Raw genomic sequence first — 19,110 nt, forward strand, 5'->3', positions numbered from 1 at the left:
GTGGGCAGAAGTCAGACGAGGAGTGATTTCATCTCTAGAATAGTAATTATTTGTTTATTCATTATACTATTCGTTATAATTATGATCCCATTCTACGCAGTGGCCCTATCTTCCTTTAAACCAGGTGAATCATTAGTTAGATATGGTCTTAACCTAAGTTTGGATTTTGAAATCATGAGTTTTGATAATTTCATCTTTCTGTTTACTGGAGAACATGATTATTTTGTGTGGTTTTGGAACAGTATGATTTTAACAATCGTTCAAGTGGTTTTAACACTTTTTGTAAGCGCATTTGTTGCATATGGTTTTGCAACATATCATTTTAAAGGTAAGAACTTCCTCTTTATATGTGTTTTGCTCATTATGATGGTGCCTTTCGAAATACTGCTGGTTCCTTTGTACAGCCTAATTAATGATTTGGGAATGGTGAATAGCTATTCGGCAATCATTCTGCCCGGTATAGCCAATGCCGCGACAATATTTTTCTTCAGGCAATATCTACGAAGCATACCCAAAGAGATTATTCAATCTGGGCGGGTTGATGGTGCAAACGAGTATGCGATTTATTTCAGACTAATTATGCCGATTATGAAGCCATCGTTTGCAGCAATGGCCATATTGAATGGTATGAATAGCTGGAATAATCTATTGTGGCCATTCATGGTGCTCGGAGATCAGAGTAAATATACACTTCCAATCGGTTTGAAAACGTTGTTAACTCCTTATGGCAATAACTATGACTTATTGATCGTGGGCTCCTTCTTCTCCATCATTCCAATTTTCATACTATTCATTGCTTTTCAGAAATATTTCATAGACGGTATGACTGCAGGCGCTGTTAAAGGGTAATCTATATTATGATGAAACAGGTGATAAGATGGAAATCCAACAACGAGCGTCACACGACATTCAACCATTAATTGAACAGAGAGCTGATCCTTTTATTTACAGACATTCGGATGGTTATTATTACTTCGTAGCATCCGTTCCGGAGTATGATCGGATTGAAATCCGTAGAGCCCAGAACCTTGAGAAGCTTGTTACATCAACTCCTGTAGTGATCTGGAGAAAGCGCGAGAATGGTATCCTTAGTGCCAATATTTGGGCACCCGAACTGCATTTTATTGATGACAAATGGTACGTGTATTTCGCTGCCGCACACACGACGGAAACGAATGAAGGCTTGTTCGACCATCGGATGTACGTGCTAGAGAATGAAAATGCCAATCCGCTCGAAGGCAGTTGGATGGAAAGAGGGCAGGTTCGTACCGAATGGGAAAGCTTCGCCCTCGATGCCACTACCTTTGAGCATAATGGCAGCCGTTATTACGTATGGGCACAAAAGGATCCGAACATCGGAGGTAACTCTAATCTGTATATATCTAAAATGAGCAATCCGTGGACGCTGACTGGGTCGCAAACGATGATTTCGATGCCGGAATATGACTGGGAGATCATTGGTTATAAAGTGAACGAAGGCGCGGCATTTCTTCGCAAGGGTAATCGGGTATTCCTCTCTTACTCGGCTAGCGCCACCGATTTCAATTATTGCATGGGCTTACTTGAAGCCGATGCGGATGCTGATTTGCTCGATGCCACCTCATGGCGTAAGTCGCAAACAGCGGTTCTCTCGACAGATGAGAGCATCTCAATGTATGGTCCCGGTCATAATTCCTTCACGGTGTCAGAGGACGACGAAGAGACACTATTTGTGTTTCACGCAAGAACGTACAAGAACATTATAGGAGATCCGCTGTACGATCCGAATCGCCATACATTTGTGACAGCGCTTTTGTGGACGGCTGACGGCAGACCCGATTTCCGCGGTTCTGTTGCAGCACTTGCACATTCTTTACAATGAACAAGTGTCCCAACAAGGTTGGTTGATGGATTTGAGTTCGTTTATCCAACTTGCCACAGAGAGATAGTAAGAACATCGAAGGCACCCTACTGGGTGCCTTCGATTTCGCTCTACAGATAATACGCCGAACCGTATCATAAGGGCAGGATAGTTTAACAAATAAGTCGAAGAGTTGAGTGGGGCTAACCTTGCTTAAAGAGGAAAGAGATAACGTTAAATTATAAAAATGTTGTTCACACTTAAATTAACCATGAATTAACCAAAAGTGAGGAAAAAATACTTGTGATAATTTTGGGTTTTATCGAGCAATGGCTTTAAGTAATGATGTTGATGTTCGAAATGTTGTAAGTGTATCAGTTATGGCTCGGTTAGGCGACGATACAACAGTTCTGACTAACGACTTGAAAGAGACTAGGAGAAAAAAATTCCAGGGAAGCCTGCGCTAGCTTGAGCATATGAAAACACCAAAAAGCAGCTGATCAACGTGATCGGCTGCTTTTGTTCGAGTCTTAGATAAGGGTAGTAAAGCATGAGAGAGCTTAGTCATGACCGATTAGTAGGTTATCGGCATTGTGTCTGTAAGGCTATCTCTGAGCCAGCCTGAAATCATTTCTTCCTGAATCCTAAATAATTTAGTTAGGATTAATAATGAATATTGAAATAACCACCACCGAGGCCATCCGGAGAATTTGCATATATTTGTTGATAACCATAGGCCCCTTCAATTATTACTTTTTGACTTCCATATTGAATGGCTTCATGTCTTACAGGATATAATGCTCCATTCTCACTTCTGAGTTGGAATTTGTAGGTGCCTAGAACATTAGCTTGAAAAGTTATTTCAATTCTCCCCGTCATATAAATATATGGAGTGTACACTCCATTATCAAAATAACCGGGGTATGGATTGCTTGCAAATATACCGATTCCATCTTTCACTTGTCTCTGCATAAGAATATCTTGTGAGACAGGGGGAGAGGGAGTCAAATCTTGATCAGCAAAAGCAGCTTGAAAAGGGACTATCATAGAGATGGCTGAGAGTAATGCAATCGTTGTTTTTTGATATTTTTTCACGATCAACATCTCCTTGAGAGTTTTTGATTTTACATTTTAGACATGATTCTTACAAGTAAAACAACAAGGAACAATACAAAGGATGCTAATGGATGTTTTCCTCACCCCCTAGATATAAATTGGATTTTACAATAATAACAATACAAATATTTCCATAATAAAACAGTTACAAAAATCACAATCACTCTAGTTTTTTTAGTATTTTCTTGTGTCATATAATTGTCGAGGGACAAGAACATGGTCCCATTGAAGTCGCTATTTTAGCGGCTTTTTTGTTTTATCGGTACAAGTTCTTGTCCCGGGCCAAGGACAAGAATTTGTACCGATTACCGTATTGGACAAGAACATGTTCCTATTGCCGATTAGGCGTGTATCTAATCGTCATCTTGTCCTTCAATTCCTTAAACTAACAGGCAGGATAGTTTAAGCGCGAACCGTACCCACAAGGAAGGGCAGTTTTTTTATTGTACTACACACCGATTAGGTTTGAATGACAGACTCATTCTTTAGAATAGGACGTAACCCCCTTTGAATAGAGGTTGTCCACTAACTTGAAAAACTCTTCTGACGATAAATCCTTTTGTCGCTGGAGCCAAAGACGAAATAAGGAAAGGGAGGTTGACAGGTAAAACTCAATCAAGTATGGCGTTAAGGCAGGGTTTTGCGGAACATTTAATTCCAACTGATTTAGAGTAATTTCTTTTTTTAAGCGTTTTAAAAAACGGGGACTTCCATAATCTCCTAAAAGGGCATGGAGAACCAAAAGATGTTCTTTTTTGTCCAGACAATGGAGCGCATCTTGAACCGTATGCATCGATAGCTCTTTTTTCGCCAATTCTTCTTTTATGTCGTTCAATAAGTCATTTTCAAGAGCATCTAACAATTCGTAAATATCAGTAAAGTATTGATAAAAGGTGCTACGGTTATATCCTGACTTATTCGCGATTTCTTGAATTGAAATTTTCTCGATTGGTTTTTGGCTATATAACTCACAAAAAACTTCAACAAAGGTTTGTCTTGTTTTTTCTGTTATTTGGGGTTGCTTTTTCATGTTTTCCTCCTACTAGCGTCTAAGAATATCATCCGACAAATCATAAAAAACTGATGGTTGATCAATGAATATTGAAAATTTATAATCACATCATACAACATGTTGTCGGATGATTAAACAAGAAATGATAATAGGTAGGAGTGATTTTGATGTTAAATAAACAAGATCGAATTTTAATTTTTGGTGCAGGTGTCATCGGGAGCATGTACGCAATTAAGCTTATAGAAGCAGGGTTTGACGTTACCCTATTTGCCCGTTCTGATAGATATAAATCATTAAGAGAAAATGGCCTGCGATATACGGAAAAAGGTACAGTTAGATCGATAAAAGTGAATGTCATTGATACACTCCAAAACGACGACATATACGATTTTATTTTCGTTACCGTTCGTTATGATCGGTCCGAATCAGCGTTGTTAACGCTAAAAGATAATCAAAGCAAAAATATAGTTACGATGACTAGTAATTCAATGGGATTTTCTTCGTGGCTGGATATCGTAGGTGATAGACTATTACCCGCTTTTCCGGGTTTCGGTGGACAGATTAAAGATGGAGTATTGCATGCTCGATTTCTACCAAAGATTATAGCGGCAACTGCATTCGGAGAAATTAATGGTGTAGTGACAGAACGAATAGAAAACCTCGCAAAAATATTAAAAACAGCAAAGCTTCCTTACGTCATTAAAAAGGATATGCAAGCGTATCTAATTACACATTCGGTATCAGACATTGCCATGTTAAACTTTTTGCATTCTGAAAATAAGATCATTGACAAAAAAACTGCCAGAACCAGAAAAACGGCACGAAAAATAACATTCACTTTAAAAGCGCATCTAAAGGCAATACAAAAAGCTGGCGTTTCGATTGATCCACCAATGCTTAAAATGGTGCTTAAATTTCCAAACTTATTTTTGGATCTTTTCTTTATGACATGGCTACGAACTAAAATGGTTAGAGATATGATGTTGCCGGATTATGCGAATCATGCTAACAATGAGATTGTGCAGCTGAGTAATGATTTAATAAAATTTTTAAGTCAAAATGGTATCAAATCGGAAATGGATTAACGAAAATTGTTACTGATGGTGAATACGATAGATTGTCGAACTATCCAAAAGCTATAAGGAGAGTTAAAGACAACAAGATGAACTACAAAATCATCCCTGATTCAGGCCATGCAATTAATTATGAACAGGCTGATCTGATCAAAATAAGGAGTTATTCGCTTTTTACAATGAACGAGCTAAAGCCGAGAGAGGGAGCAAATGATCGTATTCTGCATTAAAGTGTGTTTTTTATACTTATGGGAAGTAATAGCACAATAAGAACAGAAAAGAAGCCGATCATTGTGATCGGCTTCTTCTTAGTCCTCCGATGAAGAGGTAAAAGAATATTGTGGCATTCCCGATTAGATTATTACCTAAATAGTTTAGTATTGGAAATCATATTACGTAAAGAAAGCGAATTTACATGAAAAGTCACGGAATATCATTGTATTCCTATGAAAAATTAAATGTTTTGACCACCAGAGATCTCGATTCTCTGTGCATTCACCCAGCGATTGTCAGGATCGAGTAGGCTGGCAACTGCAGGACCAATGTCATCAGGTACACCCACATGACCAAGGGGAACCATTGAAGCAAACGCATCATTGTAGGATGGCGTATCACGTACAGCGCCGCCTAAAAAATCGGTTTCGATTGCACCAGGGGCAATCGTATTCACAGTGATACCGCGGTGGCCGAGCTCTTTTGCCATATAGATGCTTAGAATTTCTACTGCACCCTTAGCTGCCGAATAAGCTGAGAAGCCGGGATAAGAAACACGAGTAAGACCCGTTGAGAAGTTAACGATACGACCACCATCTGCAAGAAGCGGCAGTAACGCTTGAGTCAAGAAAAACACGCCCTTTACGTGTACATTGAACAAGCTATCGAATTGGGCCTCTGTTGTTTCGGTAAAGCTAATCATTTCTCCATGACCTGCATTATTCACGAGATGATTGAAAGTGGCGCTACCCCAATTCGTTTGTAAAATAGAACCAACGGTTTCAGCAAAGTCAGCGAAGCCGGATGTGTTTTCTATATCAAGTTGTAGAGCGATCGCTTTTCGTCCCAAAGCTTCGATCTCAGCAACGACTGATTTTGCTTCTTCTGCTTGGCTTCGATAAGTCAAAATGACATCGCCACCATGACGAGCAATGTTAATGGCCGTATTACGACCAATTCCTCGACTACCACCAGTGACGATTGAAATAGTGGTTTGTGTAGCTTCATGTACGATGTGTTTCTTTTCCATCTGCATGCATCCTCTCAAAAAATGTTTTTTAATTCACCTTGCTATCATAGTCTGTGAAGTTCACTTCAAGTCAAAGGTTTTTTTCGACGAATAAAAGCAGTATAATAAGACCTGATTTAATCATAGTTTTTTTCATTTTCAGTATAAAATTAGAGAATTCAATGAGTAAAGTTAAAGGATTTTCTTTAAAGTGTACTTTAATAGGAGGCGAAGAAAGTTAATTATGTTGACTATAAAAGAAGTTACTGAAATAACGGAAATAGCCGCACACACCCTCCGATATTACGAAAAAGAGGGATTGCTCCCACATGTTAAAAGAAACGAAAATGGAAAGCGATTATACGATGAAGAAGATCTAAGTTGGATACACTTTGTTACAGCACTTCGGGCAACAGGAATGCCTATTGCCCAAATTCAACAATACGTTTACTTATACAAAGAAGGGGACTCCACCATTTCAGAACGAAAATTGATGATGCTCAATCATAAAAAAGAAATCGAACGGAGTATAAGGGATCTCTATTTTAACTTGGATAAAATAAATTATAAGCTCGCTCTATATGATGTTCTGGAATCTCAAATTGAACGAACTAGTATTAAAATTTAGGATTAACATAAGAATTAGCGGTAGATATCTTTATTACCAAGTTCTTCGTGGTAACCAAATATAATGGGGGAATTTAAACTTCATAGTTGAGTGCGCTCTTCAGAGACGCCCCTAAAAGGGGCGTTTCTTCGTTTCTTTTTGTCGTTTTTAGGGAAGTTACATGTACATGATTTGAAGCTGAGTACATAGTAAGCAGGTGTAGGAATCGAAATGAAGCGGTACGATTGATGGGATGTTTGGAGAATGTCTATAATACGTAAATAATATACACTAGTGGATCTGACTCTCAGATAAATACAACTCTCTAGCGGTCCGAAGGAAGAGTTTTACTCCGTGCGAAGATTCCTTCAACGAAGGGACAGCTAGGTGAATCTCTCTAACAGGTTGCGGATCAATTGTCCGGATACGCACATTGGGCGGTATTGAAGATAGTGATAAAGAAGTTCTTGAAACAATTGAGATGCCAAGCCCTTCTTGAATCATACTCAACGCCGTGTTTATGTTGTGGCCATTATATTTGGCGTACAAAGTGGTTCCGAATTCTTTGAATATCTCAATAATCGGCGTTACAAAACCACCTTGACACACAATCATAGGCTCATTATCTAAATCAATGATATGAATGGTTTCACGACTTTGCAATGGATGGTCATCCCGATGAACCAGACATAATTCATCACGAAAGAAAGGAATCGTTTCGAGTTCATTGCTTGGCGGAATAATCCATCCGACATCGATTATTCTGGATTCTAACCCATGTTTAATCTCTTCGATGGTTCCTTCAAACAGTTCGAATGCCAGCCCCGGATGTTTCTCCCCAATAATTCGCATTATTTTTGGCAAGAAGTGCGCGGACACCATTGGGAATACACCAACACGAATGGTGCCAACTTCAAATCCTTTTTCAGCAGTAACCTCCTGCTCAACCTTATTAACTCCATTTAAAATCTCTCTGAACATGACAAGCAGGCGCGTACCAATATCGGTAAGGTGAATAACCCCGTTTCTTCGTTCCCGTATCAGGAGAGTAACTCCTAATTCTGATTCGAGTGTAGAGATGGCACGGCTTACAGCAGGCTGCGACATATGCAGTTGTTCTCCAGCTTTGGTAAAGCTACCGGTCTCAACGATCTTCACAAACAAGTTAAGTTGAGAAATATTCATAACAAATTTGATATCTCCTTAATAATAATAATGCATTTTATTTATTTTTCAGAGCATTGTACCATAAGTAAACATCATTATACAAAGGAGTCTGATCAATTATGCAGCTTTCAAAGACACATACTTTTTTGCTTTTAACGTTTTTAGTAGCGATGTGGGGGGTGAATTGGCCGCTATCTAAATATGCACTCGAATATGCAACACCATTGCTCTTCGCCGGTTTGAGGATCACGATCGGTGGTTTTATTTTGCTTCTGTTCGCTTTACCACGTTATAAATACATTAATTTGAAAGATACTTGGCATATTTACCTGATCTCCGCATTGCTAAATATTATTCTCTTTTTCGGTTTCCAAACGTTTGGACTTAATATGATGCCTGCTGGTTTATTTTCGACGATCGTATTTATGCAACCCGTTTTACTTGGAATCGGAGCATGGTTGTGGTTAGGTGAATCCATGAACGGTTTCAAAATCGTTGGTCTTATTCTAGGCTTTATAGGCGTTGCTGTTATAAGTATAAATGATGGCTCTAGTCATATTTCGATTCTTGGTATCTTGCTTGGTTTAGCCAGCACCATTACTTGGACATTCGGAACAATTTATATGAAGAAAACATCTACCAAAGTCGATGCGATCTGGTTAACTACTCTGCAGATGATATTTGGTGGGATTGTTTTGTTAAGTGCGGGGACAACCGTTGAAACCTGGACGGATATCATATGGAATCAGCAATTCATCACGACGTTGTCGATTATTGCGATCTTCTGTACGGCCCTAACCTGGCTCGTTTTCTTTGTGCTTGTCAGATCGGGTGAAGCTGGAAAAATCGGATCATATAATTTTCTGGTTCCACTCATTGCAATAGTGATCAGTGTTACCTTTTTGGGAGAAACGATTACTACGAAGATGGTATTTGGACTTGTTCTGATTATCATTGGTATTGGACTAGTAAATCTTAAAATAAAATCCCTGCGAATTCATAGTAATATGAGGAGATAAATAGACACCTGGAATATCACAACGAATGCTAGCTTTACAGTTCGGGTAACTTGAAGCGGACGGAATTGTGAAGAGGGAGGTAGATAATTGAAAGACAAAATACTGAATGAACTGAAGTTTTTCTTAACGAATAGTTTGGAACATATTTATCTCGGTAATATCACAATGAATAAGGAAGAGGTCACCAAAAAGATTGCATTATTTATAACGGGTAGATCTCATTTTTCGAAGGAAAGATTACACAAACAGACAATCATAGGATGGAACTGTGAAAGGACAGTTCCATCCCCTAAGTCTCCATTAATGTAGCCAACGATTTAAAATGAGAGATAAGAGAAAAATAAAGTTTTGATGAAATAGGGTTGCATTATAGGAACAGATAAAATAAAATATCAACAGGTTAGTGATTGATCAATTACAAACTTTTATAACAGCGTAGTAAGCAGAGACTACAACCGATTGAATAAGGTCAACGATCCTCTCGAAGCGTTTATCGTGGATCCTCCATCCTTCTCACTGACTCAGGTTTACTGAGATACGTCACCATAAAGAGTGGATGATAACATAATTTGAGGAAGGCAGTTCCTAAGTTTTTAAAGACAAAATACTCAATTTTTATGTAATGTAATCGATCAATCAATAACTATCATTATGTTTGCAAAATGAAAGGAGTCATCCCTATGAACCATTTGATTGTATATGCCCATCCGAGAAAAGAAAGTTTTAACCATGCCATTATGGAGACTGCGGTCCAAGGCCTTCAGGAAAAAGGTCATGAAGTTGTCGTGCGTGATTTGTACGCGATGGAGTTTGAACCTGTCATCAGTAACAGTGAAATTTTGGGTGGGATTGGCGAAGATATTGAACAGGAGCAGGAATATCTGAAGTGGGCGGACGTCATCATTTTCATCTATCCAATATGGTGGACCGGACTGCCTGCAATCGTCAAAGGTTATATTGAGCGGGTCTTTACTTACGGATTTGCTTACCGTTATGTGAATGGGGAGCAGATGGGGTTGTTGAAAGGCAAAAAAGTCATAATCATCAACACACAAGGAAAATCGCATGCCCAGTATGCTGCTAACGGCATGGATCAGGCGCTACTTTTGACTTCCGACAAAGGGATATTTGAATATTGCGGCTTAGAAGTGTTGCATCATGAATTTTTTGAGTCCGTACCGAGTTCTGATGAGGCGACGAGAACGGCTTGGTTGAAACAGATTAAAGAGATGGCAGGCAAAGCGTAAATAGTTGTATTGTGGCTGGTATGCAAACCGTAATAGACATGAATTAGAATCACGATTATGCAATATTCCAGATGGGATTCAGGCCATAGGGCGAGGATTGTCCTCAACAGTAATTGATCAGTCACTAACAATAGGATATGGGATCCATCACGATTCTCTAAATCCCCACAAAATATTAAATTTATCTTGGTAGCCGACTAATATTGAGATGTAACAGGTCCATGTGTAAGGAGGGATTATAATGTGGAAAGTAATCGTGATGAGAGCCGCACCACCTTGGGGAAGCGGGCTCGTCAAATGTCTATTAGAGGCAGGGGTGGAAGTCATCGCGCATTCCCGTTCAGAACGGAAGCTGGAGAGGCTGAAGAAAAGGTTGGCTTCTCCTTTCCAACTTCAGACGATCAGCGGGGCTGTGGACTTGAAGCAGTTACTGACATTGGCTCAAGGGGCGCAAGTTATCTTTTACGATGCTTACCTCACCTATGATGATAGACCGGAGAAGGTACAGCATCATCTCGAAGTTCTAAGAAGCCAAGCTTATATTGGTTCGGACTCGAATATGTTACGAATTTTCAGCCCGGAATTGTATGGTGCGGAAGCCTCGGATACGTTTGTATACTACGCGTTTCAAAGGATGGTACACTGCAAAACTATCAAGCAACTGTTTGATCCTGCGATAAGGCAGGAGTATGCGTTCTTCGAAGATGCCTTGCGGGATACACTTGAATTGGCAATCTCATCAGCAGCGTACGGAAGAACCTGGAAACTTCACACAAACGGGCCGATCTCTCAGACGGAGCTCTTGACCGCTGCGTATCCAGATGCAGCACTGCCACGATTCAAGCGAGTAGCGCGATGGAAGATCGGTCTGCTGTTTTTGGCAGAGCCAAAGATCAGGCAGCTGATGAAAAAATACAGTAGTAAGAACCGAGGAGCCATCACTTCAGCGATCAATTACGTTGGCGGTCACCTTACTTCCTACGAGGTGGGGGCTACGATAACGATGGAGAGACTGAAGCAAAGCGTGAAGATACGAAGGAGGCAAGCAGAACATGAATGTCGTAGTGTATACGTTAAATGCGTTTGCCAAAGGGGAGCGTGGTGGTAATCCAGCAGGTGTTGTCTTGGAAGGAGAGGACCTTTCACTGGATGCTTCTGAAATGCAGCTTATAGCGAAGGAATTAGGCTTTTCGGAGACGGCCTTTATGGAGAAATCCAAGCTAGCGAATTACAAAATCAGCTATTTTACCCCCGCTAGCGAAGTTGATCTGTGCGGGCACGCCACGATTGCTGCATTTGGACTCATGCATTCGCTGGGTTTGGCTGAAGTAGGAGCCTCCTATACGATAGAAACAAAGGCAGGAATATTGGATGTGGATATTAATTCTGAGGGACTTGTTTATTTATCACAGGCTTTACCTCAATTTTTTGAAAGGGTTTCTTGTGAGGAAATCGCCCCATCTTTGGGGATGGATCCTGAGACTCTGGAATCCGAGTTGCCCATCCAGATTGTTTCGACGGGGCTGCGGGACATTTTGATTCCGATTCGCAGTAGAAAGCTCTTGAATGAGGTTCATCCCAATTTTGATGCCATAACCGCCATTAGCAAAAAATATGATGTGGTGGGATATCATCTGTTTACGCTGGATACTCCTGACAATGCTACTGCGGAATGCCGAAATTTTGCTCCGTTGTACGATATTCCTGAGGAGAGCGCGACAGGAACATCCAATGGTGCACTACTCAGCTATTTGTACCAGCATGGTCAACGATCTTTGGAAGAAGTAGAACATGTCATGTTCAGGCAAGGGTATTCGATGGGTTGCCCATCTGAAATTAAGGCAGAATTGCGACTAAGCGAGCGCGGTGTAATCAAACAGGTTCGGGTTGGCGGTACAGTAGCTGGGATTGAACGAAGACATATCATGATATGAGCAGAATCAAAAAGCCTGTTTGCGCCCACAGTATCACAGGGGCAAGCAGGCTTTTTTTGCTGCTGAGAATTGAGACTTAGTCGCTGTTGAGGAAATGGGTGCATGGCGGTTGTTTGTATGGAACAAGAACGAAGTCTTTATCTGGGGATCTTATTCTTATCATTGACGAGTCCTTTGTTGTGACAGCTTTTGAGACAGCACCGGCAGAATGCAGTAATAGCCGAGGAGAGCAATACGTTTTATGAAAATATCGGTCAAATGGTCGGGAAAATACATAAGTTTTCACTTCATTATTCGTCCCAACATTCACGCTATGAATGGAATGATAATGCCCTATTAGCCTCATTTAAGAAGTATTGTCCGTTAGAATTACACGATAACTTTGATCGTTTAATTACTGAAGTTAGCGGTCTAGCCAAGGTAAAATATACGTACGGTCTTATTCATGGGGATATGAGCCCTGGCAATTATCTTAATGATGGGGACAAAGACACTATTATTGACTATGACGATGAGGAATATAACTGGTTTGTTTCTGATATTGCTACTCCATTATTCTATGAAATCCCTATTCCTTGGGTTGTGTCTGGATATGTAAGGAAGGAGATTGCAAAGCGTTACTATTGCAACTTCTTAGAAGCAGAGATTCTAACGCTCTATTATTGAAACATTAGATGTTGAATTTGCTCTTACAGTGTTTGGGTTTTGATTGGTACTGTTGTCAATAATCTGAGACCTATTAACCAGACCGATTCTGTATCACAAACAAATAAGGAGGATATGGTTGAACAACAATTTAGAGACTTTTCTAAAAAATGTCCCTTTAGAACTACCTCGTTTGTTATACATATATAAACTTCATCGCGAATACCTGGGAGGTGCCTTAAAGAAACATGGATGAGGAAACCGAATACAGAATTAAAAGAGTACAAGCGGGCGAAATTCAGGACTACGTTTATATCGTTCAAAAATACCAAAAACAGATATTTATGTATTGCTGGAGACTTATTTCAAACAAACAGGAAGCCGAGGATGCTGTTCAAGACGTTCTGGTTAAGGCCTATGAAAAAATAGATCTTTATAAACCTGAGGTGAATTTCTCCGCCTGGCTCTACAAAATAGCCTATCATCACTGCATAAACATAATCCGTCGAAAAAAAATGCAACAGAAATGGAAGTTCAGACTAATGGCTCAAGATCAATCTGCCATTAGTCCTGCAGAGATGCTGGATAACCAACTCTTTAACGAACCACTAAGCCGGGCGCTTGAAAAATTAAATGTGATTGAACGGAACCTACTGATTCTGCGCGTTTTTGAAGAAAAATCGTTTGTAGAAATAGCTGGAATTTTAAATAAAAGTCCCGATGCCGTCAAGAAAAAGTTTGCTAGAACCAAAATCAAACTCAAAAAATGGATGAGGCCAAAGGAGGAAGAACTATGCCAAAATTACAACGTACTTCTCAAAACGAAAATCTGAAAGAAATGGATCTCTTGATCCAAGAGGAGTTTCAGAATTTTGATGTCACTGACAAAGTCATGACTCGGGTCCATAAGCTGGCAGTTCACAAGAGAGGCATGCATGCCAGAGCACGAGTTCGTCAAAGATTCGTGGTTCCCGGGCTAACCGCAATGTTCGTTCTTGGAGTATCAGTGACAGGGTATGCGGCCTCGCAATATATTGAATTCCTTAACAATAAAGGAGAGGTGGTACTAAACACTGCCGCCGCAAAAGAGCCTACTGACTTTGTTACCAATTACACAAAAAGACTGGGCTTTTACACAAATCAGATTAAAGAACAATTGCAACCTGGGGATTATGTAGCCTATTATGTCAAAGATGAGTTAATTAACAACGCGGATAAATTAACCCCCGTAAAATTTGAATATAAGTGGATCGAGTATTCAAATTTCAGCAGTTTGCAAGCTGAAATTACACGGACGCAAGCTCCAGTTTTAAAATCAATAACGCAACTTCCTCAAGGGTACCAGTTTGATTACGGATACGTTTATCCTGCCGATCTGTATACAAACCATCTCTCAGATGCTGCTTACCTGAAGTTAACAGACGACCTTAGAAGACAAGCTGAATCTTCTTCGGATGGGCAACGGGTCTATATTCAAAAACTGAATTGGAATAAGGCTGATTTCTCTTTGGCACGCTATGTCAAGGGGAAGAACGTTGTAACTGTAATGGCAACAAGAATATTCCCCGACTCCAAAGTGACCATATTCCAGGACGATCACGCTAAATCCGAGAAGCTGAACATCCAAGGTAATGAGGTCTATTATATTCAATCCGATATTAAGGATAGGGAAACTAATTCTGTTCCTTACCATCGGATTGGATGGAGGGACGATCACAATCATTTGTTGTATGAAATATCCAATAATGGGGACAGCAATTTAGGTAAAAAGGATCTGGTCAAAATTGCTGAAGAGATGCTTACATCTCCTTAGTGTTCTAAACAACAAAGGGATAAACAAGGCACTTTAGACATTAGTTCTGCTTTACTGAAGGACCCAAGTAATCTTCCAGCCAGTTATAATTTGAATAATGCTAACAAAACCTATAAGGCAGTATTATTAATGGAGGAATATGTACAGGAAGGGCCATCCCACAAAGAAGGATGGCCTTTAAACTTGCCGTTGAACTGTTAGTTATTATTTGTCGCGGGACAAGAACTTGGTTCCTTTATATAGAATACTTTATCTCTAAAAGGGAGGGGAAACATTGCATAATATGATGAATAAGAGACAATTTATTGAGATGACAGTTAAAGAACAACGTTCAGTAGTATTTAAAGTTAATTTACTTCAAAAGACTTATTTGGGGCAAGGGTTAGATCATTAATCAACTAACGGGAAACTTTAGTTAAATAGCCCCAAATTAAAATCTTCTATTTGAAGCAAACTAAAATTAATTGCTCTTAATAGGAGGATTTTATTATGAATTTAAGTGAACTTTGGAATCATTATGAGGCAGATAAACGAATTCAAGGGTTGAGCCTGAATACATTGGGTGCGTATGCTTTACAACTCAAGATGTTGGTTTCTGATCAAGGGATTGTAGATATTTTGGGAGTAACTCTAAATCTCCTGAAGGAATACTTAGCAAAGCAATCTGATCGTCTAAAACCAAGCAGCCTAGGGCACCGTATCCGTTTTGTACGCTCCTTATTTTGCTTTACATATGAAGAAACCTATCTATCTAGCAATCCTTCTATTAAACTGCGTGAGCCAAAACATGGAGAAGCGGGTATCTAAGTTTTTGATGGAACTAGATGTGATTCATTTAAAGATCTCTTGTCAGACCTTACGGGAAGGAGTTTAAATTAAAATAGTATGCCTTCATAAACTGTTAAGAATTGCTCTCTATAATTCAAACTGTAAGCATTAAAACAAATTATTAGGAGGGCATTAATATGAAAAGAAAGAGTTTGAAGTGGGTTGGATCAACAGCATTATCACTGGTACTGGTAACTAGCATATTACCAGTGGCAGGGGCGACTGGTGTGTCTAAAGTTAATAGAGTTACGGAAGTGAATGGAACTGTGACTACAAAAAGTGAGAAAAACAATGTATATGTAGAGAGTGAGTTCGCCACGCTAAAAAGAGTTGTATTGACACAATCTGAAGCTTTTATGCACTTCAATTTTGATGATTTTCCAGAAGGAGACATGCCTATGCCTGAAGGAGGCATGTCTATAATGAATACGGATCCGGCAGAGGCACAGAAAAAGTGGGAAAAAGAGCGTGAAGATCTTAAAAAGGTTCTTGAAAAATACGGGGTTGAGGTTCAACGTCCACGCCTTTTAACTGAAAAAGAAAAACAACTAGGGGCTGTGAAAGATGGCATTACAGGTGGCGAAGGAGTAACTAATTTCTTTGTCAGAGATCCATTCTTCACAATCGGAAATCATCTAATTGAAGGTTCATTTAAATCGGCTTACCGGAGACTTGAGGTTTTACCTGTTAGAAGTATTCTGGATAAGGAAGCAGCCCAAAATAACGTTCCGCATGTAGCTGTCCCACAACCAGACGTTTCTAAAGGAATCAACTCTGCTGCCGGTCCTTACCTTGAAGGTGGAGATATCCTCGTGTATGGAAAGACTGTATTCGTCGGTAATTCTGGTCTAGCTTCAAACAAAGCCGGTATTGATTGGCTCAGAAACTATTTGACACCATCAGGTTATAAGGTGGTTGAGGTGAAGCTAGAGCCTGGCACATTGCACCTGGATTGTGCTATCAGTTTTGTAAGAGATGGATTAATGATTGTTAGCATGGATTCGTTAGCCAATGGGCTCCCAGAAGAACTTAAAAATTGGGACAAAATCGAAGTGAGTTACAAGGATGCTCAAGATTTGGCGGTAAATGGATTGCCAATCAGTAGCACAGTATATGTTACGGACATTGCATTCAAAAATACAATTGGAAAAGAGCTTGAGAAAAGAGGAATCCAAGTAGAATATGTTGATTACGAAATTTCTCGTTCTTTCGGCGGAGCTTTCCGTTGCAGTACACAGCCATTGCTTCGCACGGATAGCTAAAAGTTAAATCAAGTATGAGGTGAACTATGACAAGCCGGATTTTAGTGGTTGAAGATGATCAGGAAATTCGTGATCTGCTACGTATGTCTCTTGTCCGTGAAGGTTATGAAGTAACAACAGCTAAAGATGGAGAACAGGGAATTGAATTAGTAAATGAGTCATTGGATTTGGTGATTCTGGATATTATGATGCCTGGAATAAACGGACTGGAGGCTTGTATACGAATCAGAGAACGATACAATGTTCCTATTCTTTTTCTAACTGCTAAATCCGGAACTTTGGACAAAACGGAAGGTTTGCTTGCTGGTGGAGATGATTACTTAACTAAACCTTTTTCTGTACAGGAGCTTCTGGCAAGAGTTATTGCTTTGTTGCGTAGGTATACGATTTATCAAGATAAAAAGGATTATGGCGAAACATTTCTTATCGGGGGACGCTTAAAAGTAAGTGAACAATTTAACGATGTATGGAAAGGCAGTCAGAAGATTGAGCTTTCCGATCTGGAGTACGGTCTACTTAAACTGTTGATGACCAGAAGAAATAAAATTTTCTCTGCCCAAAATATTTATGAGAGTATTTGGAAGGAACCTTATTTCTACAGTTCAAATAATACGGTAGTAGTACACATCCGAAAATTACGATTGAAAATCGAAGACGATCCAGCAAAACCAGCGTATATCTTAACGGAATGGGGAAGAGGTTACCGTTTTGGCCACTCATAAACTTACTATAACTAAAAAGTTGACTGTTTTAATAATTATTGCTCTCACCATAAGTGTTATTTGTTTTTTACTTTTGCAGTCCATAAGCAATCGGGTTATGGATCATTATTTTACTTCTGATGAGCGTTTAAAGTCCGAATCTCAAGTTTACGTCCAAAAATTTTCAGAATATGTTTCAGCAAACGATCTGTCAACGACAGATCGTATTGCGTTTTCAGACTGGATTAAAAGTCAGAAGAGTAATTTATTTTTATACGTATTTCAGAACCAGGTGCTTCAATATGATTCCTTGTACCATGCTGATGACGAAGTAGCATATGGAAGTCAGCCTGAAACTGATTATGATCGACGGAACTCTTACCCAGTACAATTTAAGGATGGGACAGGTAACGTTTCAATCTATGGATTTTATTTTTCTCACTACTATAATGTGGCCTATATGCTTGAAATATTGCTGTCCGCAATGTTATTTATAACCATTATTTTATTTGGAATACGTAGAGGGATCAAATATTTACGCACAATTAATAATGAAATTCATATCCTTGAAGGCGGCTCATTAGACTATTCTATAACGGTACGAGGGTATGATGAATTGGCGATGATTGCGGAAAGTATAGAGGAACTACGTAAAGCATTTTTAGGCAGGTTAGAAAGGATAGAAAATTTGCAAAATGAGAGTAGAAATCTTGCAACCGAAATGTCTCACGATATGCGTACGCCACTGACATCTCTCATCATGTATTTAGAGTTTGCCCGTAATACACCAGAAGATTTAAGTGTAGAAACAAGGTATCAAATCGAGAGTGCGTATCAAAAGGCTCTCCAACTTAAGAATCGTACAGACGATCTGTTTTCATATTTTTTATTAGATAAAGAAAGGGAGGCAGACTTAGTAACCCTTTCAGTTCGGGAATCAATTCATGATGTATTGTCAGATATTACAGCTGTACTTAGAGCGGAAGGATTTCAGGTACTTGTAAATGCCTCCCCTACGGATGTCATAATTATTGTGGATATGGAAAATATTGGACGTGTATTTGATAATTTTCTGTCGAACATACTAAAATATGCAGATCGAGAGCAAAAAATTAATTTATTTACTTATATAGAAGATAATCATTTTGTGATTTGTGTAGAAAACAAATTAAAAATAAAGAATGAATCTGTAGAAAGTTATAAATTGGGTGAAAAAATCATAGAAAAAGTTATGCATCGGATGATAGGACAATTCTCTTCATCTGAAGATCAAGAGAATTACAAGATTATCCTGAAATTTAAAATAAGTCGAGCTTTTAAATAGCTGACTAAAATTGCATGTAACATGTTTTCGTAGATCTATCACGTTGACTGTATTCAATTCGTTCGACGATGAAGTTATGCGCGGGGTTGTTACAACAAAACGGGTAATTCTGTTGGAAGAAGGTACAGCAGAGATGAAAGGGCTAATGGGCAGTAAAGGGGCTCAACGAAGCGAGCACTGGAAATCTGCCCACAAAGATCCAGCCACAACTCATGTTCACCTTTATAATTGGACTGATGAAGTGAAAGAGCTGAAGGTACTGGCCCATGCTGATCGATCGACCACAGGATGCCCTGACAT

Annotated in this window: 19 protein-coding genes; 15 read left to right on the top strand and 4 right to left on the bottom strand. The window is 39.4% G+C overall.

The features are described from left to right. Together MKY01_RS16975 and MKY01_RS16980 are read left to right on the top strand one after the other, a co-directional pair. Positions 1-849, top strand: coding sequence for a carbohydrate ABC transporter permease (locus MKY01_RS16975; RefSeq protein WP_339282737.1), 849 nt, complete (start codon positions 1-3; stop codon positions 847-849). Positions 850-877: 28 nt separating this feature from the next. After that, on the top strand, positions 878-1,861 hold the full coding sequence (locus tag MKY01_RS16980; RefSeq protein ID WP_339282738.1) for a family 43 glycosylhydrolase: 984 nt from the start codon (positions 878-880) through the stop codon (positions 1,859-1,861). A gap of 642 nt (positions 1,862-2,503) precedes the next feature. Here the strand turns inward: MKY01_RS16980 and MKY01_RS16985 are convergent. Next, positions 2,504-2,935 (bottom strand): hypothetical protein, encoded by a 432-nt coding sequence (locus tag MKY01_RS16985; protein ID WP_315372009.1) that lies wholly within the window; start codon positions 2,933-2,935, stop codon positions 2,504-2,506. 499 nt (positions 2,936-3,434) lie between these two features. Next, positions 3,435-3,986 carry a TetR/AcrR family transcriptional regulator gene (locus MKY01_RS16990; protein ID WP_127549230.1) on the bottom strand — a complete coding sequence of 184 codons (552 nt, stop codon included), beginning with the start codon at positions 3,984-3,986 and terminating at the stop codon, positions 3,435-3,437. Positions 3,987-4,135: 149 nt separating this feature from the next. Here MKY01_RS16990 and MKY01_RS16995 point away from each other — a divergent pair, with 149 nt between their 5' ends. Further along, positions 4,136-5,053, top strand: a complete 918-nt coding sequence (locus tag MKY01_RS16995) for a 2-dehydropantoate 2-reductase N-terminal domain-containing protein (RefSeq protein ID WP_339282740.1) — start codon at positions 4,136-4,138, stop codon at positions 5,051-5,053. A gap of 442 nt (positions 5,054-5,495) precedes the next feature. Here MKY01_RS16995 and MKY01_RS17000 read toward each other — a convergent pair whose 3' ends face one another. Continuing rightward, on the bottom strand, positions 5,496-6,284 hold the full coding sequence (locus MKY01_RS17000) for an SDR family oxidoreductase (RefSeq protein WP_339282742.1): 789 nt from the start codon (positions 6,282-6,284) through the stop codon (positions 5,496-5,498). Positions 6,285-6,507: 223 nt separating this feature from the next. On the opposite strand from MKY01_RS17000, the gene MKY01_RS17005 reads away from it, so the two are divergent. Next, complete coding sequence (locus MKY01_RS17005; protein ID WP_339282744.1) at positions 6,508-6,891, top strand: MerR family transcriptional regulator; 384 nt, start codon at positions 6,508-6,510, stop codon at positions 6,889-6,891. Between the two features lie 270 nt (positions 6,892-7,161). On the opposite strand, the gene MKY01_RS17010 is transcribed toward MKY01_RS17005, so the two are convergent. After that, entirely contained in the window at positions 7,162-8,055 is an 894-nt protein-coding gene (locus tag MKY01_RS17010; RefSeq protein ID WP_339282746.1) for a LysR family transcriptional regulator, read from the bottom strand. A gap of 98 nt (positions 8,056-8,153) precedes the next feature. Between MKY01_RS17010 and MKY01_RS17015 the strand changes: the two genes are divergently transcribed. The 11 genes from MKY01_RS17015 (at position 8,154) to MKY01_RS17065 (ending at position 18,810) form a co-directional block, all read left to right on the top strand. Further along, positions 8,154-9,056, top strand: coding sequence for a DMT family transporter (locus tag MKY01_RS17015; RefSeq protein ID WP_339287201.1), 903 nt, complete (start codon positions 8,154-8,156; stop codon positions 9,054-9,056). Between the two features lie 680 nt (positions 9,057-9,736). Beyond that, positions 9,737-10,303 (top strand): NAD(P)H-dependent oxidoreductase, encoded by a 567-nt coding sequence (locus tag MKY01_RS17020; RefSeq protein WP_339282748.1) that lies wholly within the window; start codon positions 9,737-9,739, stop codon positions 10,301-10,303. Between the two features lie 241 nt (positions 10,304-10,544). Then, entirely contained in the window at positions 10,545-11,411 is an 867-nt protein-coding gene (locus tag MKY01_RS17025) for a hypothetical protein (RefSeq protein WP_339282750.1), read from the top strand. Then, a complete protein-coding gene (locus tag MKY01_RS17030) occupies positions 11,356-12,237 on the top strand; it encodes a PhzF family phenazine biosynthesis protein (RefSeq protein WP_339282752.1) in 882 nt (293 codons plus the stop codon). The genes MKY01_RS17025 and MKY01_RS17030 overlap by 56 nt, the downstream gene beginning before the upstream one ends. Before the next feature lie 189 nt (positions 12,238-12,426). Next, a complete protein-coding gene (locus MKY01_RS17035) occupies positions 12,427-12,903 on the top strand; it encodes a phosphotransferase (RefSeq protein WP_339282754.1) in 477 nt (158 codons plus the stop codon). A gap of 227 nt (positions 12,904-13,130) precedes the next feature. Then, complete coding sequence (locus tag MKY01_RS17040) at positions 13,131-13,715, top strand: sigma-70 family RNA polymerase sigma factor (RefSeq protein ID WP_339282756.1); 585 nt, start codon at positions 13,131-13,133, stop codon at positions 13,713-13,715. Next, positions 13,676-14,695, top strand: a complete 1,020-nt coding sequence (locus MKY01_RS17045) for a DUF4367 domain-containing protein (protein ID WP_339282758.1) — start codon at positions 13,676-13,678, stop codon at positions 14,693-14,695. Before MKY01_RS17040 ends, MKY01_RS17045 begins: the two co-directional genes overlap by 40 nt. Before the next feature lie 489 nt (positions 14,696-15,184). Then, on the top strand, positions 15,185-15,502 hold the full coding sequence (locus MKY01_RS17050) for a hypothetical protein (protein ID WP_339282760.1): 318 nt from the start codon (positions 15,185-15,187) through the stop codon (positions 15,500-15,502). A 158-nt stretch (positions 15,503-15,660) separates the two neighbouring features. Continuing rightward, positions 15,661-16,785, top strand: a complete 1,125-nt coding sequence (locus MKY01_RS17055; protein ID WP_282321214.1) for an arginine deiminase family protein — start codon at positions 15,661-15,663, stop codon at positions 16,783-16,785. A 26-nt stretch (positions 16,786-16,811) separates the two neighbouring features. Then, positions 16,812-17,507: a response regulator transcription factor gene (locus MKY01_RS17060; protein WP_282321213.1), complete on the top strand. Its 696-nt coding sequence runs from the start codon at positions 16,812-16,814 to the stop codon at positions 17,505-17,507. Beyond that, a complete protein-coding gene (locus MKY01_RS17065; protein ID WP_282321212.1) occupies positions 17,494-18,810 on the top strand; it encodes a HAMP domain-containing sensor histidine kinase in 1,317 nt (438 codons plus the stop codon). The genes MKY01_RS17060 and MKY01_RS17065 overlap by 14 nt, the downstream gene beginning before the upstream one ends. The last annotated feature ends 300 nt before the right edge of the window (positions 18,811-19,110 follow it).

Origin of the sequence: Paenibacillus sp. FSL R5-0486 (genome assembly GCF_037975155.1) — a bacterium.
GTDB classification, from domain to species: Bacteria; Bacillota; Bacilli; order Paenibacillales; family Paenibacillaceae; genus Paenibacillus; species Paenibacillus amylolyticus.

Bases quoted from the DNA above. Each gene is read 5' to 3' on its own strand.
- MKY01_RS17005 (WP_339282744.1), top strand. From the start codon at position 6,508: ATGTTGACTATAAAAGAAGTTACTGAAATAACGGAAATAGCCGCACAC.
- MKY01_RS17000 (WP_339282742.1), bottom strand. From the start codon at position 6,284: ATGGAAAAGAAACACATCGTACATGAAGCTACACAAACCACTATTTCA.
- MKY01_RS17045 (WP_339282758.1), top strand. From the start codon at position 13,676: ATGCCAAAATTACAACGTACTTCTCAAAACGAAAATCTGAAAGAAATG.
- MKY01_RS17040 (WP_339282756.1), top strand. From the start codon at position 13,131: ATGGATGAGGAAACCGAATACAGAATTAAAAGAGTACAAGCGGGCGAA.
- MKY01_RS17025 (WP_339282750.1), top strand. From the start codon at position 10,545: ATGTGGAAAGTAATCGTGATGAGAGCCGCACCACCTTGGGGAAGCGGG.
- MKY01_RS17020 (WP_339282748.1), top strand. From the start codon at position 9,737: ATGAACCATTTGATTGTATATGCCCATCCGAGAAAAGAAAGTTTTAAC.
- MKY01_RS16990 (WP_127549230.1), bottom strand. From the start codon at position 3,986: ATGAAAAAGCAACCCCAAATAACAGAAAAAACAAGACAAACCTTTGTT.
- MKY01_RS17010 (WP_339282746.1), bottom strand. From the start codon at position 8,055: ATGAATATTTCTCAACTTAACTTGTTTGTGAAGATCGTTGAGACCGGT.
- MKY01_RS17050 (WP_339282760.1), top strand. From the start codon at position 15,185: ATGAATTTAAGTGAACTTTGGAATCATTATGAGGCAGATAAACGAATT.
- MKY01_RS17055 (WP_282321214.1), top strand. From the start codon at position 15,661: ATGAAAAGAAAGAGTTTGAAGTGGGTTGGATCAACAGCATTATCACTG.
- MKY01_RS17030 (WP_339282752.1), top strand. From the start codon at position 11,356: ATGAATGTCGTAGTGTATACGTTAAATGCGTTTGCCAAAGGGGAGCGT.
- MKY01_RS16995 (WP_339282740.1), top strand. From the start codon at position 4,136: ATGTTAAATAAACAAGATCGAATTTTAATTTTTGGTGCAGGTGTCATC.
- MKY01_RS16980 (WP_339282738.1), top strand. From the start codon at position 878: ATGGAAATCCAACAACGAGCGTCACACGACATTCAACCATTAATTGAA.
- MKY01_RS17060 (WP_282321213.1), top strand. From the start codon at position 16,812: ATGACAAGCCGGATTTTAGTGGTTGAAGATGATCAGGAAATTCGTGAT.